Source organism: Azospirillum thiophilum (assembly GCF_001305595.1).
GTDB classification, from domain to species: domain Bacteria; phylum Pseudomonadota; class Alphaproteobacteria; order Azospirillales; family Azospirillaceae; genus Azospirillum; species Azospirillum thiophilum.
In genome coordinates, this window is the sequence record NZ_CP012402.1 from 1,006,889 (window position 1) to 1,033,384 (window position 26,496).

Annotated in this window: 25 protein-coding genes; 13 read left to right on the forward strand and 12 right to left on the reverse strand. The window is 69.7% G+C overall.

Annotated elements, in window-relative coordinates; genetic code table 11:
* Window positions 1–19: 19 nt before the first annotated feature.
* From AL072_RS18025 to AL072_RS18035, 3 genes are read right to left on the reverse strand one after another with little or no spacing between them, the layout of a single operon-like run.
* The gene (locus tag AL072_RS18025) at window positions 20–1,933 is read right to left on the reverse strand and encodes an ABC transporter ATP-binding protein (RefSeq protein WP_045582911.1); all 1,914 of its coding nucleotides are present in this window, start codon (window positions 1,931–1,933) and stop codon (window positions 20–22) included.
* Window positions 1,930–2,775 (reverse strand): D-amino acid aminotransferase, encoded by an 846-nt coding sequence (locus AL072_RS18030; protein ID WP_045582910.1) that lies wholly within the window; start codon window positions 2,773–2,775, stop codon window positions 1,930–1,932. The genes AL072_RS18025 and AL072_RS18030 overlap by 4 nt, the downstream gene beginning before the upstream one ends.
* 56 nt (window positions 2,776–2,831) lie before the next feature.
* Window positions 2,832–3,725, reverse strand: coding sequence for a MurR/RpiR family transcriptional regulator (locus AL072_RS18035; RefSeq protein WP_045582909.1), 894 nt, complete (start codon window positions 3,723–3,725; stop codon window positions 2,832–2,834).
* 289 nt (window positions 3,726–4,014) lie between these two features.
* On the opposite strand from AL072_RS18035, the gene tcuA reads away from it, so the two are divergent.
* The 7 genes from tcuA (at window position 4,015) to AL072_RS18070 (ending at window position 10,049) form a co-directional block, all read left to right on the forward strand.
* A complete protein-coding gene (gene tcuA / locus AL072_RS18040; protein WP_045582908.1) occupies window positions 4,015–5,382 on the forward strand; it encodes an FAD-dependent tricarballylate dehydrogenase TcuA in 1,368 nt (455 codons plus the stop codon).
* The gene (gene tcuB / locus AL072_RS18045; RefSeq protein ID WP_045582907.1) at window positions 5,369–6,505 is read left to right on the forward strand and encodes a tricarballylate utilization 4Fe-4S protein TcuB; all 1,137 of its coding nucleotides are present in this window, start codon (window positions 5,369–5,371) and stop codon (window positions 6,503–6,505) included. The genes tcuA and tcuB overlap by 14 nt, the downstream gene beginning before the upstream one ends.
* 118 nt (window positions 6,506–6,623) lie before the next feature.
* On the forward strand, window positions 6,624–7,166 hold the full coding sequence (locus AL072_RS18050) for a hypothetical protein (protein WP_045582906.1): 543 nt from the start codon (window positions 6,624–6,626) through the stop codon (window positions 7,164–7,166).
* 230 nt (window positions 7,167–7,396) lie between these two features.
* Entirely contained in the window at window positions 7,397–7,870 is a 474-nt protein-coding gene (locus tag AL072_RS18055) for a hypothetical protein (protein WP_052710087.1), read from the forward strand.
* Between the two features lie 78 nt (window positions 7,871–7,948).
* Window positions 7,949–8,299 carry a hypothetical protein gene (locus tag AL072_RS18060; protein WP_045582905.1) on the forward strand — a complete coding sequence of 117 codons (351 nt, stop codon included), beginning with the start codon at window positions 7,949–7,951 and terminating at the stop codon, window positions 8,297–8,299.
* A gap of 230 nt (window positions 8,300–8,529) precedes the next feature.
* Window positions 8,530–9,240 (forward strand): Crp/Fnr family transcriptional regulator, encoded by a 711-nt coding sequence (locus AL072_RS18065; RefSeq protein ID WP_045582904.1) that lies wholly within the window; start codon window positions 8,530–8,532, stop codon window positions 9,238–9,240.
* Between the two features lie 92 nt (window positions 9,241–9,332).
* Window positions 9,333–10,049, forward strand: coding sequence for a hypothetical protein (locus AL072_RS18070; RefSeq protein ID WP_045582903.1), 717 nt, complete (start codon window positions 9,333–9,335; stop codon window positions 10,047–10,049).
* A gap of 19 nt (window positions 10,050–10,068) precedes the next feature.
* On the opposite strand, the gene AL072_RS18075 is transcribed toward AL072_RS18070, so the two are convergent.
* The 8 genes from AL072_RS18075 to AL072_RS18110 form a co-directional block, all read right to left on the reverse strand.
* Window positions 10,069–12,786 (reverse strand): SUMF1/EgtB/PvdO family nonheme iron enzyme, encoded by a 2,718-nt coding sequence (locus AL072_RS18075; RefSeq protein ID WP_060721728.1) that lies wholly within the window; start codon window positions 12,784–12,786, stop codon window positions 10,069–10,071.
* 302 nt (window positions 12,787–13,088) lie between these two features.
* Window positions 13,089–14,912: an adenylate/guanylate cyclase domain-containing protein gene (locus AL072_RS18080; protein ID WP_045582902.1), complete on the reverse strand. Its 1,824-nt coding sequence runs from the start codon at window positions 14,910–14,912 to the stop codon at window positions 13,089–13,091.
* Between the two features lie 123 nt (window positions 14,913–15,035).
* Complete coding sequence (locus AL072_RS18085; protein ID WP_144428278.1) at window positions 15,036–16,187, reverse strand: DUF4384 domain-containing protein; 1,152 nt, start codon at window positions 16,185–16,187, stop codon at window positions 15,036–15,038.
* A 28-nt stretch (window positions 16,188–16,215) separates the two neighbouring features.
* The gene (locus tag AL072_RS18090; RefSeq protein WP_045582900.1) at window positions 16,216–16,596 is read right to left on the reverse strand and encodes a hypothetical protein; all 381 of its coding nucleotides are present in this window, start codon (window positions 16,594–16,596) and stop codon (window positions 16,216–16,218) included.
* Window positions 16,597–16,624: 28 nt separating this feature from the next.
* Entirely contained in the window at window positions 16,625–17,413 is a 789-nt protein-coding gene (locus AL072_RS18095; protein ID WP_200909834.1) for an OmpA family protein, read from the reverse strand.
* Between the two features lie 120 nt (window positions 17,414–17,533).
* Window positions 17,534–19,081 (reverse strand): DUF4384 domain-containing protein, encoded by a 1,548-nt coding sequence (locus AL072_RS18100; RefSeq protein WP_045582899.1) that lies wholly within the window; start codon window positions 19,079–19,081, stop codon window positions 17,534–17,536.
* A gap of 35 nt (window positions 19,082–19,116) precedes the next feature.
* Window positions 19,117–19,674, reverse strand: a complete 558-nt coding sequence (locus AL072_RS18105) for a DUF4399 domain-containing protein (protein WP_200909836.1) — start codon at window positions 19,672–19,674, stop codon at window positions 19,117–19,119.
* Between the two features lie 115 nt (window positions 19,675–19,789).
* Window positions 19,790–20,224 (reverse strand): DUF4399 domain-containing protein, encoded by a 435-nt coding sequence (locus tag AL072_RS18110; protein WP_045582898.1) that lies wholly within the window; start codon window positions 20,222–20,224, stop codon window positions 19,790–19,792.
* A 297-nt stretch (window positions 20,225–20,521) separates the two neighbouring features.
* Between AL072_RS18110 and AL072_RS18115 the strand changes: the two genes are divergently transcribed.
* The gene (locus AL072_RS18115; protein WP_045582897.1) at window positions 20,522–20,743 is read left to right on the forward strand and encodes a hypothetical protein; all 222 of its coding nucleotides are present in this window, start codon (window positions 20,522–20,524) and stop codon (window positions 20,741–20,743) included.
* Window positions 20,744–20,854: 111 nt separating this feature from the next.
* Here AL072_RS18115 and AL072_RS18120 read toward each other — a convergent pair whose 3' ends face one another.
* Window positions 20,855–21,193, reverse strand: coding sequence for a hypothetical protein (locus AL072_RS18120; RefSeq protein ID WP_045582896.1), 339 nt, complete (start codon window positions 21,191–21,193; stop codon window positions 20,855–20,857).
* 298 nt (window positions 21,194–21,491) lie between these two features.
* Here AL072_RS18120 and AL072_RS18125 point away from each other — a divergent pair, with 298 nt between their 5' ends.
* From AL072_RS18125 to AL072_RS18145, 5 genes are all read left to right on the forward strand, one after another.
* The gene (locus AL072_RS18125) at window positions 21,492–22,502 is read left to right on the forward strand and encodes a TRAP transporter substrate-binding protein (protein WP_082109014.1); all 1,011 of its coding nucleotides are present in this window, start codon (window positions 21,492–21,494) and stop codon (window positions 22,500–22,502) included.
* A 120-nt stretch (window positions 22,503–22,622) separates the two neighbouring features.
* Window positions 22,623–23,132, forward strand: a complete 510-nt coding sequence (locus AL072_RS18130; RefSeq protein ID WP_045582895.1) for a TRAP transporter small permease — start codon at window positions 22,623–22,625, stop codon at window positions 23,130–23,132.
* Window positions 23,133–23,135: 3 nt separating this feature from the next.
* The gene (locus tag AL072_RS18135; RefSeq protein ID WP_045582894.1) at window positions 23,136–24,437 is read left to right on the forward strand and encodes a TRAP transporter large permease; all 1,302 of its coding nucleotides are present in this window, start codon (window positions 23,136–23,138) and stop codon (window positions 24,435–24,437) included.
* Between the two features lie 10 nt (window positions 24,438–24,447).
* Window positions 24,448–25,167: a 5-oxoprolinase subunit PxpB gene (pxpB, locus tag AL072_RS18140; RefSeq protein WP_045582893.1), complete on the forward strand. Its 720-nt coding sequence runs from the start codon at window positions 24,448–24,450 to the stop codon at window positions 25,165–25,167.
* Window positions 25,164–26,249 (forward strand): 5-oxoprolinase subunit C family protein, encoded by a 1,086-nt coding sequence (locus AL072_RS18145; RefSeq protein ID WP_245636839.1) that lies wholly within the window; start codon window positions 25,164–25,166, stop codon window positions 26,247–26,249. Before pxpB ends, AL072_RS18145 begins: the two co-directional genes overlap by 4 nt.
* Window positions 26,250–26,496 lie beyond the last annotated feature (247 nt).

A 26,496-nucleotide genomic window follows, 5' to 3' on the forward strand; every position in this document is an offset into this window, starting at 1 on the left:
ATGTCTCCCTTTTCTTGATTCAGAAATCACCGCCGACGGCATGGCGGGCGACGAAATGATCGTCGCCGACCGGCACCAGCGGTTGCACCGCCGGCTCGTCGCCGACGTTGCGGATCGGACTGGGAATCTCGCCGGTCAGCAGCCTCAGGTCGCGGGTGCGGCGGCTGGGATCGGCGATCGGCACCGCCGCCATCAGGCGGCGGGTGTAGGGGTGCTGCGGACTCTCGAACACGGCGCGGCGCGGGCCCAGCTCGACGATCTGGCCCAGATACATGACGGCGACGCGGTGGCTGACCCGCTCCACCACCGCCATGTCGTGGCTGATGAACAGGTAGGACAGCCCGCGCCGCGCCTGGAGCTCCATCAGCAGGTTGACGATCTGCGCCTGGATCGACACGTCCAACGCCGCGACCGCCTCGTCGGCGATGATCAGCTTGGGATCGCAGGCGAGCGCACGGGCGATGCAGACGCGCTGGCGCTGGCCGCCGGAGAATTCATGCGGGTAGCGGCGCGCATGCTCCGGCTTCAGCCCGACCTGGGTCAGCAGTTCGGCCACCCGCTCCTCGATGGCACGGCGGCGCGACACGCCCGGCTTGGAAGTCGGCACGTAGTCGTGGACCAGCATCGGCTCGGCGATGCTGAAGCCGACGGTCATCCGCGGGTTCAGCGAGGCGAAAGGATCCTGGAAGATGTACTGGATCTTCTCCTTCAGCTTCGCCTGCCCGTTGGAATCCAGCGTCGCGGTGTCGAGGCCGTCGAAACGGATGGTTCCGGAGGTGGCGGACTGCAGCCCCATGATGGTGCGGCCGGTGGTCGACTTGCCGCAGCCGGATTCACCGACCAGCGCCAGCGTCTCGCCGGGGCGGACGGCGAAGCTGACCTTCTCCACCGCATGCACGCGGGCTTTGAGCGAACCGAAGATGCCCTTGCGCACGTCGAAGCGGGTGGTGAGATCGCGCACCTCCAGAAGCGGCGCGTCGGCGGCGCGGACGGTGTCCTGCACCGGCGGCGGGGCCGGCAGCGCCGCGTCCGCCTTGGCGTCGTCCACCACCAACAGGGGGAAGCGCACCGGCAGATCCTGCCCGCGGAGCGCGCCCAGCTTCGGCACCGCCGACAGCAGCGCCTTGGTGTAGGGGTGCTGAGGTGCCTGGAAGATGCGCTCGACCGGGCCCTCCTCCACCTTGCGGCCGCGCCACATCACGACGACGCGGTCGGCCACCTCGGCCACCACGCCCATGTCGTGGGTGATGAAGATGACGCCCATCCCCATCTCGTCCTGCAACAGGCGGATCAGCCGCAGGATCTGCGCCTGGATGGTGACGTCCAGCGCGGTGGTCGGTTCGTCGGCGATCAGCAGCGACGGACGGCAGGACAGCGCCATGGCGATCATCACGCGCTGGCGCATGCCGCCCGAAAGCTGGTGCGGGTGACGGTCGAGCAGCCGGGCCGGTTCGGGAATCCGCACCTTCTCCAGCATGCGCAGCGCCTCGGCCCGCGCCGCCTTGCGGTCGAGACCCTGGTGCAGCATCACCGCCTCGGCGATCTGGTCGCCGATGGTGAAGACCGGGTTCAACGACGTCATCGGCTCCTGGAAGACCATGGCGATGTCGTTGCCGCGCATGTCGGTCAGCGCCTCCGCCGGCGGGGAAGCGAGATCGCGCTCGCGCCCGTCGCGGCCCTTGAAGCGGATGCGCCCGCCGACGATGCGGCCGCCGGCATAATCGACCAGCCGCATCAGCGACAGCGAGGTCACCGACTTGCCGCTGCCGGACTCGCCGACGATCGCCACCGTCTCGCCCGGCGCGACGCTGAAGCTGACATCCTCAACCACGCGCACGGGACCATGTTCGCCGTCGAAGGCGACGCTCAGCCCCTCGACGGAAAGCAAGGCCGGCGCGGTATCGGCAGCCTTCGCGGCAGCGACAGCGCTCATCGGCCCAGCCTTTCGGCGAACAGCGCGAACATGCGGCGCCACACCATGCCCGGCGCACCGGTGCCGACCGGCTTGCCGTTCAGGTTGGTGACAGGGGTGATCTCCTTGGTGGTGCTGGCGATCCAGATCTCGTCGGCCGCATCGAGTTCGGCCGCCGGGATGTCGCGCTCCTCAAGCCGCAGGCCATTCTCGGCCACCAGCCGCAGGATGACGGTGCGGGTGATGCCCTCGAGGATGCGGGGATCGTTGAGCGGGGTGGCGATGACGCCGTCCTTGACCACGAAGATGTTGGTGGCGGCGCCTTCGGTCACCAGCCCGTCGCGCAGCTGGAGCGCATCGACGACGCCGGCATCGGTCGCCGCCTGCTGGGCCAGCACGCTGCCCAGCAGCGCGATGGTCTTCAGATCGCAGCGGCCCCAGCGGATGTCGGGGATGGTGATGGCGGAAACGCCCTGGTCGCGCCACGCCGCGGGCGGGCGCTTCAACGGGCTGACCATGCCGAACACCGACGGTGTGACGCCGGCCGGGAAGGCGTGGCCGCGGCTGGCGGCGGCACCGCGGGTGACTTGCAGGTAGACGGTCAGATCGCCGTCGATGCCGGAGTCGGCGGCCAGCCGCTCCATGATGCCCATCCAGTCGGCGGCCGACAGCGCGCAGTCGATGCGTAGGGCCGCCATGCCGCGTTGCAGGCGGGCGACATGGGCCTCCGGCTCGAACAGGTGGCCGTTGTAGGCGGCGGTCACTTCATAGAGGCCGTCGGCGAACAGGAAACCGCGGTCCAGCGGCGACACCTGGACCTCGTCCAGCGGCAGGTAATGCCCGTTCCAATAGGAGATCGTCATCGGATTCAGCTTCGTTGGCGCGTGGATGGGAAGGGTCCGGTCACTTGGACAGCAGGTCACTCTGGCGGCCGGTTCGATTTCGGTACGACGTGGAGATAGGGCAGGATGCGTTCGGCGACGTCGGCTGCCTGTCCAACGCTGTCGGGGCCGGAGCGCGACAGCGCGGTGCCGAGCGCCACGATCAACGCCATCAGCCCAGTCGGCGAGCTGTGGCGCACGCCATGGTCGGCCCCGGCGAGCAGGGTGACGTCGGCCAGCGGCACGATGGGGCTGTCCGGCGCGTCGGTCAGCGCGATGGCCTTCGCCCCGCGCTCTCGGCACAGCTGGAGATGCTCGATGGTCCGACGCGAATAGCGCGGCGAGGTGATGGCGACCACCAGATCGCCCGGCTTGACCGTCATCAGCCGGCGGATGGTACGCTCGGTGCCCGCAAATTCGACGGCCTCGCGGACGTTGTCGACATAGGGCTCCAGCATGTCGGCGAGGAACAGGGCGAGATAGGCGCTGTCGCCCAGGCCGAGCGCCACGACGCGCTTGGCCTCGCGGATCAGCCGAATCGCCGACTCGCACTGTTCGGGCTGCAGCAGTTCCATGGTGCGGGTGATGTTGCCGGCGTCACTGGTCAGCGATTCCCGCATGATCTCGGCGTTCGAGGTGTCGCGCTGCACGGCAACGCGCAATTTCTCCACCGGCGCGAAGGTGGACTCGAAGGCGCGCAGCAGATCCTCGCGGAATTCCGGAAAGCCTTCGTAACCGAGGAAGCGGGCGTAGCGGTTGACCGACGCCACCGACACCTCAGCCGCCGCGGCCAGTTCGCCGATCTTCAGCGTCGCGGTGCGGAAGGGATAGGCCAGCGCCCAGGCCCCGACCTTGGCCAGCGCAGCCGGAAGCTGCTGCTGGCAGTTCTGCATCCGGATCAGCAGCGATCCCGTCTGTATGGGCTGCACCATCCCCCGACGCCTCTTCGAAAGCTCAGCCGCAACTGGATGTCTACAGAGTTACAGGATATGCATAATTCTGTAAAAGCATTTTCATGGATGCATATGCATCGCTTGCGGCGCACGCCATGCGGCCGGGCCATGGATCGACCCATCCCGGTGCCGGCCGCTGCCCTGTGTCGCAGGCGACCGCCCTTCCCAAGCTCCGCCCATCGGGACTAAAGCCTTCCCCTGCAAGAAGCTTCCGGAAGAGGCTCCCCTGCCGACCCGAGCACGCCATCCTTCCCATGACCGCCTGCCAATGACCAATGTCCTGCATGAGTGCGACGTGCTGGTGGCGGGCGGCGGCAATGCGGCGCTGTGCGCCGCCATCTCGGCCCGCCGGTCAGGTGCCGCCGTCATGATGCTGGACAGCGCGCCGAGGGCGCTGCGCGGCGGCAATGCCCGGCACTCCCGCAACTTCCGGATCGCGCATGACGAACCGTCCCCCTGGATTCAAGGCCGCTACCCCGCCGGCGATTACTGGTCCGACCTGCAAGGCGTCGCCGGGAGTGCGGTCGACGAGACGCTGGCGCACCTGCTGATCGGCGAGTCCGCCGGTATCCTCGGCTGGATGATCGGCAACGGCGTCCGGTTCCAGAGCGCCGACGACGATGCCCTGCCCTATTCCCGGAAAACCGCCTTCTTCCTCGGCGGGGGAAAGGCGCTGGTCAACGCGCTCTACGCCACCGCCGAAGGGCTGGGGGTCGTTGTCCGCCATGACAGCGAGGTGCGCGCATTTCATCCCGCTGACGGTTTGACCGCCGTCACCGTGCTCCGTGATGGGCGCAAGGAGACCATCCGGGCGGGTGCGGTCGTCGTCGCGACCGGCGGATTCCAGGCCGATGGAGACTGGTTGCGCGACCGATGGGGCGAGGCGGCCGATGGCTTTGTCATCCGCGGCACCCCCCATGCGACCGGCCGGCCGCTGAAGGCGTTGCTGGAGAGCGGCGCCGATCCCGTCGGGGCGTCCGGCCTTTGCCACATGGTCGCGGTGGATGGCCGCTCGCCGGGATTCGACGGCGGCATCGTCACCCGGCTCGACGGCGTGGCATATGGCATCGTCGTCGACCGAAACGGCCGGCGCTTCGCCGACGAGGGGGAGCATGTGGGACCGACGCGCTTTTCCGTGTGGGGCGATCGCGTCGCCCGCTGTCCCGGCGCCGTCGCCTTCTCGATCTTCGACACGGCGATCGAACGAGGTTTCCGCCCCTCCATCTTCCCGGCGGTCCGGGCGGCGAGCATCGGCGGGCTGGCGGCCGAACTGGGGATGCTGCCGGCCGTTCTGGAATCCACCGTGGCCGCCTTCAACGCCGCGGTCCGCGCCGGCGGCCATACCGAAGGCATCCTGCCGGCGAAGACACGGCTCGCTGCGCCGGTTGCGGTTCCGCCCTTCGGTGCCTATCCGATGCGGGCCGGAGTCACCTCGACCTGCCTGGGGGTGCGGGTCGACTGCAAGGCGCGGGTGCTGCGGAGCGACGGGCAACCGCTCGGCGGCATCTTTGCGGCGGGCGTCATCATGGCGCCCAACATCCTCGGCCATGGCTATCTGGCGGGAAGCGCCATGACCATCGGGTCGGTGTTCGGGCGGATCGCCGGACGGGAGGCCGCGGCCCATGCCCGGCGATGACGGCAACGCGGCGCGGATTGCGCAGGACGCACGGCAGGCGCTGGAGATCTGCAATGCCTGCCGGTATTGCGACGGTTATTGCGCCGTATTCCGGGCACTGAGGTCGCGGCGGGAGCTGTCGGCGGCCGATCTGAGTTTCCTGTCCAACCTCTGCCACAACTGCCGGGCCTGCTACCATGCCTGCCAGTACGCGCCGCCCCATCCGTTCGACGTCAACATACCGAAAAGCCTCAGCCTCGTCAGGCAACGAACCTACCGCGACCATGCCTGGCCGGCGCTGCCGGGCGGCCGGGTCCGCCACACCGGCCGCTTCGCGATGGCCGTCACCCTGTCGATGGTGGCCGTCCTGTCGGTTCCGGCGCTGCTGTGGCTGCCACCGGAGCAAGTGCTGGGGCGGCATTCGGGTGCGGGGGCCTTCTACCGGGTGCTGCCCTGGAGCCTGATCGCCGGACTTGCCGGGCTGACGCTCCTCTGGTCGCTGCTGTCCGTCGGGTTCAGCGTCGCGGCCTTCTGGCGCAGCATGGGTCCGGTGCCGCCCGGGGCGGCGACGGGGCCGGCCCTGCGCGACGCCCTGTGGGACATCGCGAGCTTGCGCAACCTCGGTGGCGGCGGGGTCGGCTGCAACGACCGGGACGACCGCTTCTCGCAAGCCCGGCGCCGCTTCCACCATGCGCTGTCCTATGGCTTCGCGCTCTGCTTCGCCGCCACCGCCGTCGCCACGGTCTACGACCATGTGCTTGGCTGGCAGGCGCCCTATCCGGTCTTCAGCCTGCCCGTCCTGCTCGGCAGCCTGGGGGGAGCCGGCATGATGGCCGGGACGGCCGGGCTGGCTTGGCTGAAGCGCCATGCCGATCCGGGACCGGTGGCGGCGGAGCTGCTGGGCGCCGATCTTGCGCTGCTGGCCCAGTTGTTCCTGATCGCGACCAGCGGGTTCGCCCTGCTGGCGCTGCGGGAAACGGCCGCGATGGGGCCCTTGCTGCTGATCCATCTGGGCGTCGTGCTGGGCTTCTTCGCGACGCTGCCCTGCGGCAAGTTCCTCCACGCACCGTTCCGCGCCGCCGCCCTGCTGCGGTGGGCCCTGGAGCGGCAGGAGCAACGACGAAAGGAACCGCCGTCACCGTGAGGCCGGCAAAGCAACGGTGAGTGTGGGCCGGCTCACATCGGGGATTGGCGGTCTTGGGTAGGGTCTGTCCATCGACAACGCGCCACACACCGCGGCGCCCCAGACCGGAGACCACACCATGATCCGCACCGCCCTGCTGACCGGCTTCGCCTCGCTCGCCCTGTTCGCCGCCCCGGCGATGGCCCAGAACATCTCCGACATCTCCAACACCGCGGCCGGCGTCGGCAACACCGCAAGCCAGAGCGCCACCGTCCTGCAGAAGTCCAAGGGCGGGTTCGCCGGACCGAACGTCGCCACCGTCTCCAACCTCGCCGCCGGCATCGGCAACACCGCCAGCCAGGGCGCCTTCGTCAAGCAGAGGAGCGGCGGCCTGTTCAACGGCGGCTCGATGGCCACCATCGGCAACACCGCGGCCGGCATCGGCAACGAGGCCGGGCAGCGGGCCACGGTGATGCAGCGGAGCGGCGGCATGCTGAGCGGCGGCTCGGCCGCCACCATCGGCAACACCGCGGCCGGCATCGGCAACACCGCCCTGCAGAGCGGCACCGTGATGCAGCGTTCCGGCGGCATGCTCGGTCCCTTCAACCGCAGCACCATGCAGAACCTCTCCGCCGGCACCGGCAACTTCGCCGGGCAGAGCGCCTTCGTCAAACAGCGCTGATCCCCCCAGTCCTCCTCGGCTTCCTCCCCTGACCTCGCTCCGGCCGGCATCCCGGCCGGAGCCTTCTTTTGTCCGGGTTCCTTTGCCCGGCAAGGAGGAAGCCCTGAAAACCGCCGGCACTTGTGGGGCGGCTCACAGCGGCGAGCAGACAGCACGGCTAGGCTTCCTCATCGGAACAGGCCGGGGCTTGGAAGCCCGATCGGATGAACCCATTGTCAAGGAGACCACGGATGACCCTCAAGACCCTTCTCGCCGGCTTGGCCGCCGTCGCACTGCTCGCCTCGCCCGCCCTGGCCCAGCCCAAAGCCGGCACAGGCACCGGAATGGGCCTTCCATCCATGATGGCCGTGCCCGGGCTGGTCAGCACCAATGTCGGCAACGCCACCAATGTCGGGGCCGGCATCGGCAACACCGCGCAGCAGCAGGGCACCTTCGTCCAGGGCGGAGGCCAAGGTGGAGGCGTCCCCGTCCGCGGCGGCGGCCCGCTGGTCAGCACCAATGTCGGCACCGCCACCAACGTCGCGGCGGGCATCGGCAACACGGCCGGCCAGAGGCTGGTCGGCGTCCAGGGCAGCGGCGTCCAGGTCGGGCTGAACTTCAGCGGTCGCGGGCCGCTGGTCAGCACCAATGTCGGGATCGGCACCAACGTCACCGCCGGCCTCGGCAACAGTGCGGCCCAATCGCTGACCGGCCTGCGGCGCTGACTGCAGCTTTCCACGCCCATCGGGGCGATCCCGATCCGGATCGACCGGTCGGGATCGCCCAAACCCCGGGAGTGCTCCATGCCGAAGACCATGCTTGTCCTGGCGCTTTTCCTCGCCGCGCCCACCCTGCCGTTCCTGGCCGCCCCGGCGCACGCCGACTCCCTGGCCTGCCAGACGGTCAACGGCAAGACCGTCTGCCTGCGCGGTTCGGGGACGCTGAACTGCGTGACGGTCAACGGCGAGACCCGCTGTTCGGCAACATCGGCGGACACACAGGCCGCGATGGTTCCCGATGCGGAGGCCTATCCGCTGCCGCGGCCCATCGCGCCCGACCTGCGTGGCTTCCTGGAGCGCCCGGGAGCCATTCCAAACCGCTGGACCCATCCGCCGCGCCCGGACGACGACGAGCCGGACCCGGACCTGGACTGATGGCGCCCGCAGCCGATCCATGGGCGCGAGCAGGAAAAGCGGAGGGCGACCGACAAGCGCCGGCCGCCCTTTCCGTCGGCGGCACACGAAGGGTGCAGGAGCGCCAAGGGCGAAGTACCGCCTTTGACGGGGAGGGGCACGTCGATTGCCGGGGTACCATGCCCCGGAAAGACCGCAACCGGCGACCACGACCGCGATCCAGCGACGCAGATCAGGATCAGGGGGCAGCCATGACCGCGATACGGATCAATTTCGACAAGGACCTCGTTCTCGCCGGGCATTTCCTGCTGAAGCATCTGGAACGCGAGGAACGTCAACGCCTGGCGGCCGCGGCGCGGCTGTCGCACCATGCGCGCGGCGCGGTGATCTTCCAGAAGGGCGACCCCGGCGACAGCATGATGGCGGTCATCCGCGGCCGAGTGAAGATCTGCTCCCACTCCCTCGACGGCAAGGAGCTGGTGCTGAGCATCATCAACAAGGGCGGCCTGTTCGGCGAGATCGCCCTGCTGGACGGCGAGCCGCGCACCGCCGACGCCGTCGCCCTGGAGGAAAGCGACCTGCTGGTCCTCGACCGCTCGCAACTGATGCCGCTGCTCACCGCGCGGCCGGACATCGCCTTCCGGATCATCGGCGTGCTGTGCAAGCGGCTGCGCCAGACCAGCGAGCATCTGGAGGACACGCTGTTCCTCGAAGCGTCGTCCCGCTTCGCCCGCGCCCTGAAACGGCTGGGCGATGCCTTCGGCCGCGCCGGGCCGGAGGGCTTGCGGCTGGACATCAAGCTGTCGCAGCAGCAGTTGGGCTGCCTCGTCGGCGTTTCGCGCGAGAGCATCAACAAGCTGCTGAACGAATGGCAGCGTGCCGGGGTGATCCGGATGGAGTCCGGCCACATCGTCATCCTCGACGCCCGCGCATTGGACGAGATCACCGAGTCCTGTGCCTGAGTTTTACCCGCTGCCTGTGGTCCGGGCCACAGCCGCGGACCGCCCGGATGCCCTACCCTGCTCCCTACAGTCCGGAACCGAGGGAGCCAGCGATGTTCCAGCCCCGCACCGTCCTTTTGCCCGCCGCCACCATCCTGCTGCTGACCGCCGGGACGGCCGTGGCCCAGGTCAGCGGCGGCATCGCCTTCCCGTCCGGCCCGATCCCCGGCGCGGCGATGGCACAGGCCTTCGCCCAGTCGCCGCGCCTGCCGGTCTCGGTCGACCCGAACCGCCGCGGCGCCCCTCCCGGCGCCATGGTCACCAACCACTCGATCAGCCGGTCTTCCGTTCATCAGCAGTCGATCACCCGCATCCGCGGCGACGCCGGCTTCCTCGCCGGCTTCAACAAGGGCCAGCCGTTGGCCGCCAGCCGGCAGCCGCCGGTCCAGCCGGTCGACCCAAGCTTCACCTTCATCGATGCGCCCTTCATCGTGAACAACTTCAACAGCGCGCTGAATTTCGCCTTCGGCGACGGCAACATCAGCCAGCAGCAGCTGAGCGACGGCACCGGCGTTCCAGTGGAGGAGTCGGCCGCGCCGGCACCGGCACCCACGCCGGAACCGGTGCAGGCCGCCGCGCCCAAGCCGGCTCCGAAATCCGCCGGGCCCTCCACGCTCGATCAGCTGATGAGCGCTGCGGGGCCGCTGCCGCATTTTCCCGCCGCGCTGGCCAATGGCGGGGTGCGGTTCAACAATGTGAACACCTCCATCAACAGCGCGGTCGGCACGCAGAACCGCGCTACCCAGAAGGTGGTGACGGTCCAGAAATGAGGGGCTGAACCGAAGACCTTCAGTTCAGATCCCGCGCGACGCGGAAGCCGTTGGCAAGATAGCGCACGTCGATGTCGTAGGAATTCCGCACCGTGCCGTTGATCACGTCCAGGCCGTCGCGCCAGGAGCCGCCGCGCAGAACCCGCTTGCGGCAGGCGCCCTGGGTCCAGGCGCTGCCGTCGGCGGGCGCACCCTGGTAGTTCTTGTTCCAGCAGTCGGCAACCCATTCCGCCACGCCGCCGTTCATGTCATGCAGGCCGAAGGGGTTCGGCTTGTAGCTGCCGGCCGCCGCCGGGGTCAGATGCTCATGCGGGCCGCCGCAATCGTCGCAATCGGCGTGGATACCGGCCTCCGTTCCCCACCAATAGGGCGTGCCGGTCCCGGCGCGCGCGGCATACTCCCATTCCGCTTCGCTGGGCAGGCGGTAGCGCTGTCCGGTCTTGCGGCTGAGCCAGCCGACATAGGATTGAGCGTCCTGCCAATGGAGGTTGTGGACCGGCGTGGCGTCGGTGGGATTGGTCATGCGCGGCAGGTCGGTGCAGCCGCCTTCCTGCATGCAGGCACGCCATTCGCTGACGGTGACCTCGTAGACGCCGAGCGCGAAGGGCTTGGCGATGGCGACGCGGTGGACCGGCCGTTCCGACGGGTCGCCCTTGTCACTGCCCATCATGAAGCTGCCGGCCGGTAGCCGCAGCATCACCGGGCAGGTCGGACAATCCTGGAAGCTGTTGCCGGCGCCATGATTGCGCGCCGTGCCGTTGAGCGGTGCAGAAGGCGCTGTTGCGGCCACCTGCGGTTCGGCCGCCTGGGGAGCGGGTGGCTGTGGAGGGGGCGGCGGCTCGTGCTTCAGCAGGGTGGCGGCGACGAAGCCCTGGGTGCCGTCGTCGAGCGCGATGCGGAGCCATCCTCCCTCCGGCACGCGGCCGAGCACCTGCACCGTGGTGCCGCGCGCCACCCGGCCGACGCGGGCGCCGTTGCCGGCCGGCGTCGCCCGCAGGATGCCGTCGGCACTGGCGGTGTAGCGACCGGGGGCGGCCGGCTCCAGACCCGGACCCAGGATCGGAGCCGGCTCCGGCTTGGCATCGGGGACGGCATCCGCGCCCTTCCCCGGCGGCTTCAGCGCCTCCAACTGGCTGCGCGCCATCGGGGCGTAGCCGCTGCCGCCGAACAGTTGCAGGAAGGCCTGATGGTCCGCGGGCTCCTTGCTGGCCTGGATGCGTTTCCAGACGCCCTCCTCCAGATCGGCCAGCGGCGCGGTGCCGGGCTCGGCGATCTCAACCGTCACGCCTGCCGCGGCGGAGCCGCCGCGCCCGTCCTCGACGCTGTAGCGCAGGGCACCGGCCGGGCCGGGCCGGGCCGCTTCCGGATCAAAGGTCAGCGCGGTCAGCGCCTGCACGGTCAGCCGGTCGCCGGACTTCACGGCGGCTGTGCCGTTGCGCACGCTGCCGCGCTCCGGCACGGCGGTGACGGTGATCGTCAGCGGATCGCCGTCGGGATCGGTTGGGGCGTCGATCCCCATCGGGTTGCCAACAGCGCTCAGCCTGCGCTCCGCCACCACGGCCGGCGGCTGGTTGCTCGGCTTCACCGTGACCGGGATGGCACCGGTGACGGTGCCGCCGCGTCCGTCGGCCACCAGGAACTCGAAGGATCCGGCCTCGCCGCGGAAGCTGCCGTCCGGCTTGAAGCTGACGGCTGCGAGCTGGTCGACGGTCAGGTAATCGCCGATCAGCACGCTGCGTTCCCCGACCCGTACGGCGCCGCCGCGCGGCAGGCCGGTGACGCGGACATACATCTGGTCGTCGTCGGGATCGGTCGGCTTGCCGGGGTTCAGCGGCTCGGCGCCCGCGCGGTCGATCAGGGTCAGCGCCCGCAATTCGCCCAGCACCGGCGGCCGGTTCGGCGGGCGCGGGTTGAAGTAGAAGGGAGTGGCACCCAGCGAGCCGTAGACGAACGGCTCCTGCCGGCCGTTGGTCGCCTGCTTCACCGTGTCCCGCACGTTGCGGAAGAACAGGCTCAGCTCCAGACCGGGGCTCTGGAGGTGCTGGAGCAGCGCCGCGCTGAACGGGCTGTGGTCGCCGGTGCCGTCCTCCGCCAGCTGGTCGGCGCGGGTCGCCATCGCCACCAGCGTGTCGCTGGGCGTGTCGTCCACGCTGCCGAAGCCGGGATGCGCCTGGTTGCGGTTCGACCCGCTGCGGGTCAGCCGGTCGACGAAGGGGTTGTTGCGGCAGGCATCGAGGATGAGGATGCCGAGCTTGCGCGCACCTGCCAGCTCGCCCATCGGCAGGTTCAGCGGGATCGCCTCATAGACCAGATCGCGCTCCCGCTCCAGTTGGGCATCCGCGGGCAGCAGGTAATTGATACCGCCGACCTGGATGCCGTGCCCGGCATAGAAGATCACCGCGACATCGGCCTGCGAGGCCTTCAGGCCGAACTGGCGCAGCGTCGTGGCGAAGCCGCGGGCATCGAGGTCGTATTGCTCGTCGACCGTGAAGTTCAACGCCCTCAGCGCCTCGCCGATGGCGCGGGCGTCGTTGCGCGGGTTCACAAGCTCGGGCGCATTGCGGTAGTTGCTGACGCCGATCACCAGGGCGATGCGGCTCTCGGACGTCGCCGCTCCCGGCGAAGGTCCGACCGATGGTGGCCCGGCAGCATCCGCAAATCCCCATGGCCCCGCCACTGCCAGCAGGAAGATGACCACCGCGCAAACGATCCGGCGACATCCGACCGGTCCGACCATCCCCGCCTCCGTACCCGCCTCCATACCCGGGGATAAGAGCGCCGCATCCTGTCGCATCGCTTCCGACGACGGGATTGGTCGGCCCGGCTCCGCGGCGCGCAGCGGATCGCATCCAAAGACTTTATCGAAAATTTCCAGCAATACGCCATGGAAGAAATAAGGATACCCGCAAATATGGCATATGCCAAGCCGCCCCATCCGTCTACATCCGGCAAGAGAGGGGCGGATCACTCCAACGGATTACGCCTTTCCGTCTGCCACGAATACTCACCGACTATTTTTTATCTTCCCTGATGCCCTGACTATCGACATGGCTCATCGCCCCCGGGGGGACAGCCGCCGACGTGCGTGCCATCGTCATCGACCAGCAGCCAGACGCGCACAGTCCTGGTCTTGCCCTTCAGCGCCACCTCCCCGACCGGCAGGGCGGTCCGGCGGTCGCCCGCCGCCTGCCGCACCGCCTGCCAGGTGGGATCGCCGACGATGATCCGGCAATGACGGGACGAGCGGGCGTCGACCGTCTTGCCATAGGCCTCCAGCCGCGCGGCGGTGTTCGCGGTGTCGCCCAGCAGGGAATATTCGCTGTGCCGCAGCCCGCCCAGGCTGCCGGCGACCAGCGGTCCGGTATGCAGCCCGACGCGGATGCCGACCGGCGGCAGCCCCTCCGCCTGCCATTGCCGGTTCAGCGCTTCCAGCTCCCGCCCCATCTGCAGGGCGCAGGCGACGGCCCGCGCCGCGTCGGCATCGATTTGTTCCTGGCTGGTACGGGCGACCGGGGCGCCGAAGACCGCCAGGATCGCGTCGCCGACGAAGCGCAGCACCACCCCGTCATAGGTGCCGACGATGCGCACCATCGCATCCAGATAGCCTTCCAGCCAGCGGATCAGCGGTTCCGGCTCCAGCGCCTCGCAGATGGTGGTGAAGCCTTCGATGTCGGAAAACAGGACGGTCGCGGTGAGCTGCTGCGGACGCGGGCGGTTGCCGGCCATGAAGGTCGCGCGCTCCCGCCAGATCTCGTCGGCCACGGGTTGAGAAACATGGTTGGCGAACAACCGCATCAGCGTCCGGCGGTCGGCGCGCTCGCGCAGCGACATCTGCGCGGTCATCGCGGCGATGCCGCCAGCCCAGGCCAGCGACGGCGCCACCAGCGGCACCAGCGGCCCGCCCGCGCCGAACAGCGCCGCCGCACCGGCCCAGGCCCCGACCAGCAGCATCAACCCCGCCGTCGCCAGCAGCCAGAGCGGCAGCCCGGCCATCGCCACCGCCACCCCGGCGGCTGCCATCAGGACCGCCAGCGCCGCCTCCCCCGCCAGCGGCAGGCGCGGGCTGTTCCGCCCGTCGAGCAGTTGGGCCAGCACATGCGCCTCGATCTCGACGCCTGGGGTGGAGGAACCCGCCGGGGACAGCGGCGTGCGGTGCTGGTCGATGCCGGCCAGCGCGGTGCCCACCAGCACCATCCGCCCGGCCAGCCAATCCTTCGGCAGCAGCGCCACCGCCTCGGCCGGATAGACCGGGAAGGGCGTGGTCGCGGCATCCGGCCGGCCATGCCAGTCGATGCGGAAGGGCTCCACCGGCAGGTTCCCGCCATTGCCGCCGGCACGGGCAAGCTGCGCGGGAAGGCTGGGCGTACCGTCACCGCCGAAGGGGACATGCCAGCGCACCGCCGCATCCAGCCGGTCCTTCGCCAGATTGGCATGTCCGCGCGGCAGGCCCTCGGTGAAACTGTCCAGGAAGCGGCGCTGCCGCTCGGTCAGCGGGGTCTGGTCGAGCGCGGTGATCGCCACCACGGGGACCGACGCGCCGAGCATGGCACGGCGCAGCCGCTCGTCCAGCGCCGGCAGGGTCGGCTGGTCGAACAGCACGTCGATGCCGATGGCACGGACCCCCGCGGCCTCCAGCGCGACGATCACCTCGGCCAGCATGCCACGGTCCACCGGAGACCGGCAGGCCAGCCCGGCGAAGCTGTCCTCCCCGAACAGCACCAGCGCGATGCCGGGATGCTGCGGCCAGGCCGGGGCGGCCCCGGCGATCAGCCGGTCGGCCAGCGTCTCGTCGGCGGCGCGCAGCGGCGGCACCAGCCTTGCGGCGGCCAGCGCCAGCACGGCGCTGCCCAGCACGATCGTCATAACCAGCCGGATGCCCAGCCCGCGCCTTGCTGCCCTGTTCCGGTCCCGATCCGCCGGCTCCGGGACGGGGGAGGCCGGCGGTTCCGCTCCCTGCCTTGCGGGTGCGCCGTCCATGCGGCCCCCTCAGCGGATCTTCAGGAAGAGTTGGGCGGACGCCACCTCGGTGTCGCGCAGGCGGGCAACCGCGCGGTCGAGCTGGACGGCGGCATCCTCGGCCAGCGGACGGAAGGCGTCGGCCCGGCCCGGCATCTCGTCGTCCAGGTTGCGGCTGGCGGCGATGCAGCGCACCTCCAGCTCGCCGGGACCATCCCCGGCACGAAGGGGCAGTGGCATGCGGTCGCCGGGCAGGTCGAGCGGCGCATTGGCCGCGATCCGGGTGCTCCGCGCGGCGCCGGCCGGGAAGATCGGGATCAGCTGGGCGCGCGCATTGCGCAGATAGCAATAGAGATGGGCGTCGCGGTCGGTCCTGATCCGCAGGCGGATGTCCTCGCCCGGCCGGTATGCGGCGGCCGCCCCGCGGTCGGCCGATACGGAAAGGTCAAGCGGCAGCGTCGCGTCGCGCAGCGCGGCCATCGCCGCGCCGATCTGCCCGGTGCAGCCGGCCGACGCCATGCCCACCGCCAGCGCGGCGCCACCCTCCTCCTCCACCAAGCGCACATGCAGCGTGCCGAGCGTCGAGCCGTCCGGCCGCAGGGCGCGGATGTCGGCACCGTCGGCCAGCGGCAGTGCCTGCGGCCAGGGAACGGTCGCGCCGCCGCTCCAACCCACCGGCGCACCGGTATTGCCGCCAGCATCCTGAAGCATGAGCCGGTCCAGCCCGGGTTCGGCCGGGCGGCGCAGCAGCGGCGTGCTGCCGGCCTTGACGCACTGGGTGCCGGATATCGCCGGGTCGAGCGCCAGGGCACGGTCCAGCGCCGCATCCAGCGGATTGCCCAGCGCCCGTGCCGCGCCGAGGTCGCTCTGCATGAAGCGGTCGTCGCCGGGACCGGCGCGGGCCGCGGTGGCACGGCCTGTGGACGCACTGTCCGGCCCCTCGCCGGGCACTCCGTCATAGGGGCCGCGCAGACGCAGGAGACGGCCATTGGCGAACAGCAGGGTCGCGTTCGCCCCGTCGGGAAGCCGGACTGCCTGCCCGTCGGGAACCAGCTGGCCCTGGGCATAGCCGGGCGCGCTGGAGGCCACGACCACGGCCTCCGCCCGCACCGTGGTGGTGTGGCCGCATCCCAGCGTCACGGCGGCGGCGGCCAGAAGGCGGGAGAAGGGCAAGGTCGACATGATCATCACCTTTCATGGTGTCGAAGGGTCAGTCGGGGCTGCGCCGGTCGTGACCCTTGGTTTCGAGCGGGGCGAGCAGGCAGGTGGTGCGGGACTGGGTCGTCACCGACACCGTCCCGTCCGCCCCGCCGCTGCGGCGGAAGCGCAAGCCGTTGATCTGGCTGGCGATGCTGAGCGAGACGACGGCGAGGTCGGATTCGTCGATGATCTTGTGTCCGTCCTGCCAGCACTGGACCCGGACCCGGCTGCCGGAGGGGGCGATGTCGACGCCGCCTGCCATCGTATCTCCGGCCGCCGCACCGCCGGCGGCGCCCGATGACTGGCCGTTCTTCTTGCGGACCAGCGTGGCGTCGGCCGCTCCGCTGACCAGCAGGCCAAGCGCGGCGGCGATGAGCAAGGCGCGTTTCATGACATCCCCTCCCTGTTCGGGTGGCCGCTCAATGGATGGGCTTGAATTCGACGCGCCGGTTGCGGCCGTCATAGGGATCGGCGGCGATCGGCGTGGCCGGCCCCTTGCCGTCCACGGTGATACGCTTCGGGTCGATCCGGTGGACACGGACCAGATACTCGCCAACCGAAACCGCGCGGCGCTGCGACAGCAGCATGTTGTAGGCAAGGCTGCCGCTGGCGTCGGTGTGGCCCTCCACCGTCAGGGCGAGGCTCGGATCCTCCTTCATCAGCGAGCCGACCGAGTCGATGTAGGAGGCGGACTCCGCGGGAATCTCAGCCGAGTTGAGGGCGAAATTGATGCGGAAGCCAAAGGCCTCCGGGACGGCGATCGGGGCGGCAGCGGGTTCGGCGGCCGGCTGGTCCGCCCGGGCCTCCTGCCTGACCTCCTGCTTTGCCTCCTGCCGGTGCCGCCTGGGAGCCGGACGGTTCGGCGTCGGTTGTGCCCCAGGCTGGACATCCGGCTGGATATCCGGCTGGGCGGCGGGGGGAGCGGCGGCCGGCACGCCGTAGTTGATCTCGTCCACCGGCCGGGGGCGCTTGGCCGCTGCACCGGCCGCACCGCCGATGATCTCGATGCTGCGGGTGCGGATCTTCGGCTCGGGCGCCACGACCTCGCGCAGTTCGTCCACGCTGGGCGGCCGGTCGAACATCATCACCCTGGACGGGCCGGAACCCTCGACGGTCTGGGCCGGCGCCGGGCCGGCACAGACAGCGGCCAGCATCGGCAGGGCGGCGGCGCAGAGCAGGGCGTGGGACAACAGGGCGGATTTGGTCATCTGAAGCTCCATCGGCAGGAGAAGGGCGGCGTTGCCCCGGTTCTATCGCGTCCCCCTCCCGCCGCGCTGTGAGCCGGCCAACAGTCGGACGGCGTTTTCCGCAAGGGCAGCCGCGGCGCCTCACTCGCCTTGCGCCAGCGTCCCCGGCAGCACTTTCACCGTCAGCTGCTTGGCGCGGGAATCGCTGCCCTTCGCCGCGGCGAAGGCGTTGATCACGTCGTCCAGCGCCGTGCCGGGGATGGATTGGAGATCCTCGCTCTTGAACTGCTCCGGGATCCGCACGCCGATCTCGTCATGCGACAGGATGCAGGCCACCGTCTCCTCCGCACCCGGCCGGTCCATGCGCAGGTTGAAGGGCTTCTGCACCCCGGGCGGGATTTCCACCTGACGGTTGGCCTCGACATAGGCGTCGGGCTGGAAGCGGTTGGGGAAGATGCGGGCCACCGTGCCGGCGGCGTCGCGGTAATAGCAATAGATGAAGCCGTCCGCCGTCGGCTGCACCCGCACCACCAGCGCCTCCCCGGCGCGGTAGCGTGGCGCCGGACCGCGGTCGGACGACAGCAGCAGGTCGAGCCGGGCCGGCGACGGCTGGGCGCGCGGCAGCCCCTCGCCCCCGGCGTTGCTGACGCTCTGCAACCGGGCCGGCGACGCCCCGCCCTGGCCGGGCGGCTTGGCCAGCAGGCGCTGGTAGAGGTCGAAATCGATGCGACCGGTGGCGATCAGGTCATGGTCGGCCTGGAAGCGGCCGGCGGCCTCGGCGGTGCGTTCGTCCAGCTGCCCGTTGACCGGCCCGTCATAATAGCCCTGCGCCGACAGGGCACGCTGGGTGAAGCTGACCCGTTCGGCCGGCGCCATGCCGTCGAACCAGCCGCGCGCCTCCGCCATGAAGGCCGGGTTGGTCTGGTCGATGCCCAGGCATTGCCAATAGGGCACGCGGGTCAGCTTGCCCAAAACCTCGATGGTGCTGAGCTCGACCAGCGTGCGCACGCCCTGATGCAGTCCCTCCGACCGGTTGAGGGAGACGTTGAAGGACAGGCCGGCCTTGCCGATCACCCCGCCGGCATCGGTGCCGCGCCCTGACGACACCACGGCCAGCGTGTTGGACGCCGACATGCCGGGGATGATCTGGCGGGTCACCAGTTCCCCGACATTGAGGTCGACCGAGACCATCGACACCACCTGATCGGCCGACACGCCGAGGTCGAGCTTGGGCAGCGACAGCCCCGCCCCCGCCGCCTCGCTGACCACATTGTCGTCCAGTTGGGTGATGGCGCCACGGATGTAATAGGACGGCGCCCGGAAGTTCGGCTGCACGCCGATCATCCAATAGAGCGCGTTGACGTCGTCCAGCGCCGGTTCGAAATCGACGAACCGGAAGGCGTTAGAGGTCTCCGACATGCGGGAGACGGCGGTGATCAGCATCTCCTTGGTTCCGCCGGCCACCCGGCCGGTGGCGTCGGGCAGGCCGTTGGCGGTGACGTAGATGTCGCGCTTACCGTGGGTCCACAGCAGCGTGTCCATGCAGCGCAGCGCCTCGCTGAAGCTGCTGATGGTGCGCACCGCCGGGGTCTTCGGCTGCTGCACCACACGGGCCATCTCACCGGAGGTGAAGCAACCGCCGAGCGCCAGCGTCAGGCCGACGGAAGCGAGGATCCGGACCATGCTCATGACGCTGTCTCCCTGGGTTGTTCCGTCCGGGCCCGTCACCGCGCCGACAGTTGCGGATTGCGGTCGGCCCGGACGGTGATGATGATCTTCTTCGACAGGATCGGCGGGTCGTGCGGCACATGATCGGCGTCGGCCAGCACCAGCTGCAGGGTGTGGCGGCCGGGGGGAAGCTCCAGGACCGTCTCGGTCTGGCCCTTGCCGAAATGCAGGTGCTGCTTGTCGCTCGGGATCGGCCCGTCGAACTCCTTCAGATCGGTGTCGATCAGCAGATGGTGGTGTCCGGTGCCGTCCTTGCGCACGCCGGCGGGGGCGACGCCGAAATTGCGCAACCCGAACCACACCTTGAACCGCGAGCCGACCACCTGTCCGTTGTTGGGCCAGCCGATGTAGAGCCACGCATCCTTGCGTCCGGGCGTGCGCTGCGACTGCGCGGCGGACGGTGCCGACCCGGCCTCCGATCCGCTCGCCGATCCGGCGGCAGCGGCATGGGAATGGGTGACGGCATCGGCCGCCATCGCGCCGGTTGCGGCGAGCGCGAGCGCGAGCGCGGCGCAAGCCGGGATGCCCAGCGGCCCGAGGAATCCTGTCTTCATGGTGCCCTCCCTGGCGGATCCGCGCGTGCCGCGGATCCCGTTGGCCAGCCGCAGTCTAGCCGGGCACCGGCCGGGCTGGCTGTGAGCTGGCAGACATGTCCCGCAAGCCGGCCGGTCAGCGGACCGTGATGGTGATCTTCTCCGACATCACCGGCGGGTCGTGCGGGATGTGGTCGGCATCCCCCAGCACCATCTGCAGCGTGTGGGTGCCGGGCGAAAGCTCCAGCCGCGCCTCGGTCTGGCCACCGCCGAAATGGAGATGCTGCTTGTCGCTGGGGATCGGCTCGTCCGGGTTCGGCAGGTCGGCGTCGATCAGCAGGTGATGGTGTCCGGTCTCGGCATGGCTGATGCCGGCAGGCGCCACCCCCATGTTCTGAAGCCCCATGCGCACCCAGAATTTCCCGCCATCGATGACCGTGCCGTTGGCCGGCCACAGGATGTAGGCACGCGCGCCCTCCGGCGCCTTCGCCCGGTCGGCCATTCCCTGCCCAGCCAGAAACAACGGCAGAAGCAACAGGGCGCCGACCGCGATCACGGCAGTCCGCAGCATGATACCCCCCTGGTTTTCTTCATTGCCCTTCGTCCGATGACCTCCATCTTAGGCTTCGACCGTGAAGCGCGGTCCCCCCGAATTCCTGGGTAATCCCATCACGTTGGAAGTCGGTCCCTTTCCAATGCCCTCCATTCCGAATAGGGCGTGATCGCGGGCGTTTTGACCTCCCTTTCAGGCACTCCGTCTTGCGGCAGGACTGGAAACCGGCGGCAGGGTGTGAGGCGGGCGACAGTCCGCGGACCCGGAAGCTGCGATGATCGCAACCATCCCCAACCATCCGGCCCGGTGCGATCCATGGCCCCCTCCGTCACCCGTGCCCTTCACGCCATCAAGCGCTACGGCACCGACCCCGAACAATTCGACCGCGCCATCCTGGCCGCCATCAACGTGACACTATGCCTGATGTCGAACGGCGACGATCGTGTGGCGGAAGGCTTCAACCGGGACATCGCATCGAACGGCAGCGGCTTCGTCCCGGCCATTGCGCCCCGGCCGAATCGCGCAATGTTCGCGTGACCGGGCGGAGGCGTCAGGGAATACGCACCGAAAACCCGGCCGCCGACACTCCCGGAGCCCGGCCGAATGGCCGAGGGCGCCGGTATCACGCATGCCGGAATGTCGGCTTCGTCAGCGCCTGATCCCGAACAGTTGTTCGTTCATGACCGCACGGTCCCCCGTGGCCACGCCGGCCGGCCGGACCGGCGGCTGGAGGCTGCCCCTCATTCCGGCGAAACCGCCCGTGACATCGCCGCCGGTGCGTCCGCCGCCCATCCAGGGGGGAAAGGGACTGCCTCCCCCACCGGTGGCCGGCGGCGGACCGCCGACGCGGTTGGCCAGCATCGACATCGTCGCGGCGGACAGGGGGATGCCGCCCGACTGCACCTCGAACGCCCCGGCGGGCCGGGCGGCTGCCGGCAGCACCGCAAGGGGGACGATGCACAGTGTGCAGAGGACGAGTCGGCGCATCGGGCGTCTCCTTCGGTCGGGCCATGGGGCGGATCAGGACGCCATCATGGCACCGCCGCCCGCCCGCCACTGTGGCGCAGGCCACATTCCGGAACCGGAATGCCAGACGGCTACCGCTGGTAACGGCCGGACAAGCCTGAATTTTTCCGCATTCCACACAGGAGGTTTGACGGATCGCACGGATACGGTGAACCTTTGGGCATCGAACGGGCGGGAGCCATGCTCTCCGCCCTTCACCCGACCGGCCGAAGGCCGACGGGCGCCGTGATCGGCCAACAACAGGGAGCTTCCGAACATCATGACCGCTGAAACGCTGCGCTGCCGTCTCGTCGCCCGGATGGCAGGCCCGGTCGTCGCCAGCCTGCTGGGCCTTGGCGTCGCGGCCGGCCCGCTGGCCGCCGCCGCCGAGACCTGGGACATGCCGACCCCCTACCCGGACACGAACCTGCACACCATCGTGGTGAAGCAGTTCGCCGACGACGTGAAGGCGGCGACCGGCGGCAAGATCCAGATCACCGTCCATTCCAACGGCTCGCTGGTTCGCCATCCCGAGATCAAGCGGGCCGTCCAGTCCGGACAGGCCCAGGTGGGCGAGGTGCTGATCAGTTCCTGGGCCAACGAGGATCCGCTCTACGGCCTCGATTCCGTTCCCTTCCTCGCCACCGACTTCCAGGCGTCGCGCAGGCTCTATGACGTCTCCAAGCCCTATCTGGAGAAGAAGCTGGAGCGCCAGCGCCTGAAGCTGCTCTACTCGATCCCGTGGCCGCCGCAGGGCCTGTACGTGAAGGACGAGATCCAGACGGTCGAGGGGCTGAAGGGGCAGAAGTTCCGCGCCTACAACCCCGCCACCACCCGGATCGCCGAGCTGAGCGGCGCCATCCCGGTGAAGATCGAGGCGGCCGAGGTCGCGCAGGCCTTCGGCACCGGCATCGTCACCGCCATGATGACCTCGGCCGCCACCGGCGTCGACACCAAGGCGTGGGACTTCGTGAAGGTCTATTACGATGTCCAGGCCTGGCTGCCGCGCAACATGGTCTTCATCAACGCCGACGTGTGGAAGGGGCTGGACGCCGCCACCCAGAAGGCGGTGCAGGACGCCGCAGCCAAGGCCGAGGCCGCCGGCTGGGCCGACTGGGAGAAGAAGACCTCCGACCTGAACAAGACCATGGCCGGCAACGGCATGAAGGTGCTGCCGCCGTCGGACAAGCTGAAGGAAGGCCTGTCGGCCATCGGCAAGACCATGACCGAGGAATGGACCAAGGCCGCCGGCGCCGACGGCGAGGCCATCGTCGCGGCTTACCGCAAGTAGCCCCCAGGCCACCGGCAGCAACCGGCACTCGCCGTCGTCTCTCATGGGGACGGTCCGGGTGCCGGGCGCCTGCCCGTCACGCCCTCTTCGCCCCGACCGACCGCAGGAGGTGGTTGCGCCATGCGCACCGCACTGTCCATTCTTTACCGCACCGCCGAGATCCTGGGCGCGGTCCTGCTCGCCGCCATCGCCGTTCTGATCGTGACCCAGGTGGCAAGCCGCCTGTTCGACCGCATGGTGCCGGGTGCCGACGAGTTGGCCGGCTACTGCATGGCCGCGTCCTTCTTCATGATGCTGGGGCCGGCGCTGCGCCGCGGCGCGCATATCCGCGTCGGCGTGCTGGTGGAGCGGTTGCGCGGCGCCCCGCGGCGCGCCATGGAGCTGCTCTGCCTGGGCTTCGCCACCGCGCTCAGCGGCTATTTCGCCTGGTACTGGGCGCGCATGACCTATGATTCCTATGATTTCGGCGACCTCAGCCAGGGCGTCCTGCCGATCCCGCTGTGGATGCCGCAGTCCCTGATGGCGGTCGGGCTGGTCGTGCTGGTGATCGCCCTGGTCGACGACCTCGTGGCGGTGCTGCTGGGCCGCGAGGCCTCCTACCAGCATGCCGGCATGCAGAGCGAGGGCTGAGCGATGGACCAGACAACCGCATCCATCGTCGTCGTCGTGACCATGTTCCTGATGCTGGGCGCCGGCGTGTGGGTGGCTCTGGCGCTGGCCGGCGTCGGCTTCGTCGCCATGGCGCTGTTCACCGCACGGCCGGTAGGCATGGTGATGGCGACCAACATCTGGGGTGCCAGCACCTCCTGGACGCTGACGGCATTGCCGCTGTTCATCTGGATGGGCGAGATCCTGTTCCGCACCCGCATCTCGTCCGACATGTTCAAGGGGCTGGCGCCCTGGACCGGCTGGCTGCCCGGCCGGCTGATGCATGTGAACATCATCGGCTGCTCGATCTTCGCCGCGGTGTCCGGCTCGTCGGCCGCCACCGCCGCCACCATCGGCCGCATGACCATCCCGGAGCTGAACCGGCGCGGCTACGACCCGATGATGACCATCGGATCGCTGGCCGGCGCCGGCACGCTGGGGTTGCTGATCCCGCCCTCGATCATCATGATCGTCTACGGCGTGGCCGCCGACGTCTCCATCGCCCGGCTGTTCATCGCCGGCGTCATTCCCGGCATCGTGCTGACCGGATTGTTCATGCTCTATGTCGGCGGCTGGTCGCTGCTGAATCCCGGCCGGGTGCCGCCACCCGAACCGTCCCAGAGCCTGGCCGAAAAGATCCGCGACACCGGGGCGCTGATCCCGGTCGTGGCTCTGATCGCCGCGGTGCTGGGCTCCATCTATGTCGGCATCGCCACCCCGACCGAGGCCGCCGGCATCGGCGTGCTGGGCTCGCTGGTGCTGGCACTGGCGACGGGGACTCTGAACTGGGCGACCTTCCGCGACAGCCTGTTCGGCGCAGCCCATACCTCCTGCATGATCGGCTTCATCCTGGCCGGCGCGGCTTTCCTGACGGTGGCGATGGGCTACACCGGCATTCCGCGCCTGCTGGCGGAATGGATCACCTCGATGCAGTTGTCGGCCGCGGCGCTGCTGGTGGCGCTGACCGTCTTCTTCATCGTGATGGGCTGCTTCCTCGACGGCATCTCGATGGTGGTGCTGACCACCTCGGTCATCCTGCCAATGGTGCAGCAGGCGGGGATCGACCTGCTGTGGTTCGGCATCTACATCATCATCGTGGTGGAGATGGCGCAGATCACGCCGCCGGTCGGCTTCAACCTGTTCGTGCTGCAATCCATGACCGGCAGGAGCATCTTCACCATCGGCAAGGCCAGCCTGCCCTTCTTCGTGCTGATGATGGTGATGGTGGCGCTGCTGTGGATCTTCCCCGGCATGGTGTCCTGGCTGCCGTCGATGATGATCGGATAAGGGGAAGACCGTGGATGTCCGTTTCACCTCCGCCGGCGACACCGCCTTCAACGTCGAGTTCGGCGAGGCCGTCGATCGGGCGACCAACGCCCGCGTCATGGCCCTGCACGCCCGGCTGAAGGGGGCGCCCCCGCTTGGGCTGGTGGAGACGGTGCCGACCTTCCGCTCGCTGCTGGTGGTCTACGACCCGCTCACCAGCGGCCGGCGGGAGATGCAGGCCGCGGTGGAAACGGCGCTGGCCGCCGCCACGGCCGCCACGGAACCGGGACGGCTGTGGCGCCTGCCGGTCTGCTACGCTCCCGACCTCGGCCCCGACCTCGTGGAGGTGGCCGACGCCCTCGGCCTGACGGCGGAGCGGGTGGCGGCGCTGCACGGCTCGTCCGAGTATTTCGTCTACATGCTGGGCTTCATGCCCGGCTTCGGCTACATGGGCGACCTCGTGCCGGAATTGGAACGGCCACGACGGACCGAGCCGAGGCTGCGGGTTCCCGCCGGCTCCGTCGCCATCGCCGGGCGGCTGACCACCGTCTATCCCTGGGAAAGCCCCGGCGGCTGGCACCTGATCGGCCGCTGCCCGGTGCCGCTCTACGATGCCGGCCGGACGGACCCGATCCTGCTGGCCGCCGGCGACCGCGTGCGCTTCGACCCGGTGGACCGCGCCGGCTTCGACACCATCGCGGCGGCGGTGGATGCCAGCCAATTCGACCCCGGTCGCCTGAGGGCCGCATGATGGCGGCCAATCCGACAGCTTTCCTGACGGTGGTCCGGCCCGGCCTGTTCGCGACCGTCCAGGATTTGGGCCGCTTCGGCTTCCAGGAACTGGGAATGCCGGTGGCCGGCGCGCTCGATCCGCTGGCGCTGCGGCTCGCCAATGCGCTGGTGGGGAACCCGGCCGGCAACAAGGATTGCGCCGCCGCGCTGGAGATCGCTCTGCTCGGCCCAACCCTGCGGGTCGAGGCCACGTCCGTCCGCATCGCCGCGGTCGGCCCGCTGGCGGTGGCCGTGGAGCGCGAGGGACAGGCATTGCAACCGCTGGAACCCCATCGCAGCCACACGCTGGTACAGGGCGACATCCTGCGGCTGGGGGCGGTCGACGGTGCGTCGGTCGCCTATCTGGCGGCGGCCGGCGGCTTCGCGCTGGAGCCGGTGATGGGCAGCCTGTCGACCTATGTGCGGGCGGGCATCGGTCCGCTCGGCGGCCGGCCGCTCGGCCAGGGCGCCCGCCTGCCGCTTGCCCGGGACGCCGCTCCCAGCGGGCCTGAAACCGGGCTGCCGCAATTGCCCGACTATGGCTCCGGGCCGTTGCGCGTCGTCCTGGGACCACAGGACGACCGCTTCACCGAAGCGGCGTTGGCAACCTTCCTGTCCACCGCCTACCGGGTCGGCAAGCAGGCCGACCGCATGGGCCTGCGGCTGGAGGGGCCGGCGTTGATGCATCGCGGGTCGGCCGACATCCCGTCGGACGGGCTGGTCACCGGCGCCATCCAGGTTCCGGGCAACGGCCAGCCGATCCTGCTGCTGAACGACCATCAGACCATCGGCGGCTATGCCAAGATCGCCACGGTGATCTCCGCCGACCTGCCCCGCGCCGGCCGGCTGCGCCCCGGCGACAGCCTGTCTTTCCAGGCGGTGACGGTGGAGGAGGCGGAGGCGATCCGCCGCCGACAGGAACAGGCCATCGCCGGCTGGATCGGCGCCATCCGGCCGGTACGCCCGGCCGGCGGCATCGACCTGGACGCGCTCTATGCCGAAAACCTGATCTCCGGCACCGTCGACATCGTGAATGGCGGCAGCGACCTGCCGCTGGTGTGACGCGCGACCTGCGGTTTGCAGTCTGCCCCCTCCCCAACCCTCCCCCGCCTTTGGCGGTGGAGGGGGCTGCCGCCGCTCCGCACGAGGCCCCCTCTCCCGCGGAACGCGGGGGAGGGCTGGGGAGGGGGCGTAAGGCTTGGACAGGGCATGACGCGAAAAGAGGCATGTGCTTACGAATGCCGCCCAAAACGGCAGCAGTATCATCTGGATGCAAATCGCCCGAGAGTAAAATATCATATTAAGTTAT

What these genes read in the sequence shown, in the direction of transcription:
- AL072_RS18025 (WP_045582911.1), bottom strand. Translation starts at nt 1,933, where the DNA reads ATGAGCGCTGTCGCTGCCGCGAAGGCTGCCGATACCGCGCCGGCCTTG.
- AL072_RS18030 (WP_045582910.1), bottom strand. Translation starts at nt 2,775, where the DNA reads ATGACGATCTCCTATTGGAACGGGCATTACCTGCCGCTGGACGAGGTC.
- AL072_RS18035 (WP_045582909.1), bottom strand. Translation starts at nt 3,725, where the DNA reads ATGGTGCAGCCCATACAGACGGGATCGCTGCTGATCCGGATGCAGAAC.
- tcuA (WP_045582908.1), top strand. Translation starts at nt 4,015, where the DNA reads ATGACCAATGTCCTGCATGAGTGCGACGTGCTGGTGGCGGGCGGCGGC.
- tcuB (WP_045582907.1), top strand. Translation starts at nt 5,369, where the DNA reads ATGCCCGGCGATGACGGCAACGCGGCGCGGATTGCGCAGGACGCACGG.
- AL072_RS18050 (WP_045582906.1), top strand. Translation starts at nt 6,624, where the DNA reads ATGATCCGCACCGCCCTGCTGACCGGCTTCGCCTCGCTCGCCCTGTTC.
- AL072_RS18055 (WP_052710087.1), top strand. Translation starts at nt 7,397, where the DNA reads ATGACCCTCAAGACCCTTCTCGCCGGCTTGGCCGCCGTCGCACTGCTC.
- AL072_RS18060 (WP_045582905.1), top strand. Translation starts at nt 7,949, where the DNA reads ATGCCGAAGACCATGCTTGTCCTGGCGCTTTTCCTCGCCGCGCCCACC.
- AL072_RS18065 (WP_045582904.1), top strand. Translation starts at nt 8,530, where the DNA reads ATGACCGCGATACGGATCAATTTCGACAAGGACCTCGTTCTCGCCGGG.
- AL072_RS18070 (WP_045582903.1), top strand. Translation starts at nt 9,333, where the DNA reads ATGTTCCAGCCCCGCACCGTCCTTTTGCCCGCCGCCACCATCCTGCTG.
- AL072_RS18075 (WP_060721728.1), bottom strand. Translation starts at nt 12,786, where the DNA reads ATGGTCGGACCGGTCGGATGTCGCCGGATCGTTTGCGCGGTGGTCATC.
- AL072_RS18080 (WP_045582902.1), bottom strand. Translation starts at nt 14,912, where the DNA reads ATGACGATCGTGCTGGGCAGCGCCGTGCTGGCGCTGGCCGCCGCAAGG.
- AL072_RS18085 (WP_144428278.1), bottom strand. Translation starts at nt 16,187, where the DNA reads ATGTCGACCTTGCCCTTCTCCCGCCTTCTGGCCGCCGCCGCCGTGACG.
- AL072_RS18090 (WP_045582900.1), bottom strand. Translation starts at nt 16,596, where the DNA reads ATGAAACGCGCCTTGCTCATCGCCGCCGCGCTTGGCCTGCTGGTCAGC.
- AL072_RS18095 (WP_200909834.1), bottom strand. Translation starts at nt 17,413, where the DNA reads ATGACCAAATCCGCCCTGTTGTCCCACGCCCTGCTCTGCGCCGCCGCC.
- AL072_RS18100 (WP_045582899.1), bottom strand. Translation starts at nt 19,081, where the DNA reads ATGAGCATGGTCCGGATCCTCGCTTCCGTCGGCCTGACGCTGGCGCTC.
- AL072_RS18105 (WP_200909836.1), bottom strand. Translation starts at nt 19,674, where the DNA reads ATGAAGACAGGATTCCTCGGGCCGCTGGGCATCCCGGCTTGCGCCGCG.
- AL072_RS18110 (WP_045582898.1), bottom strand. Translation starts at nt 20,224, where the DNA reads ATGCTGCGGACTGCCGTGATCGCGGTCGGCGCCCTGTTGCTTCTGCCG.
- AL072_RS18115 (WP_045582897.1), top strand. Translation starts at nt 20,522, where the DNA reads ATGGCCCCCTCCGTCACCCGTGCCCTTCACGCCATCAAGCGCTACGGC.
- AL072_RS18120 (WP_045582896.1), bottom strand. Translation starts at nt 21,193, where the DNA reads ATGCGCCGACTCGTCCTCTGCACACTGTGCATCGTCCCCCTTGCGGTG.
- AL072_RS18125 (WP_082109014.1), top strand. Translation starts at nt 21,492, where the DNA reads ATGACCGCTGAAACGCTGCGCTGCCGTCTCGTCGCCCGGATGGCAGGC.
- AL072_RS18130 (WP_045582895.1), top strand. Translation starts at nt 22,623, where the DNA reads ATGCGCACCGCACTGTCCATTCTTTACCGCACCGCCGAGATCCTGGGC.
- AL072_RS18135 (WP_045582894.1), top strand. Translation starts at nt 23,136, where the DNA reads ATGGACCAGACAACCGCATCCATCGTCGTCGTCGTGACCATGTTCCTG.
- AL072_RS18145 (WP_245636839.1), top strand. Translation starts at nt 25,164, where the DNA reads ATGATGGCGGCCAATCCGACAGCTTTCCTGACGGTGGTCCGGCCCGGC.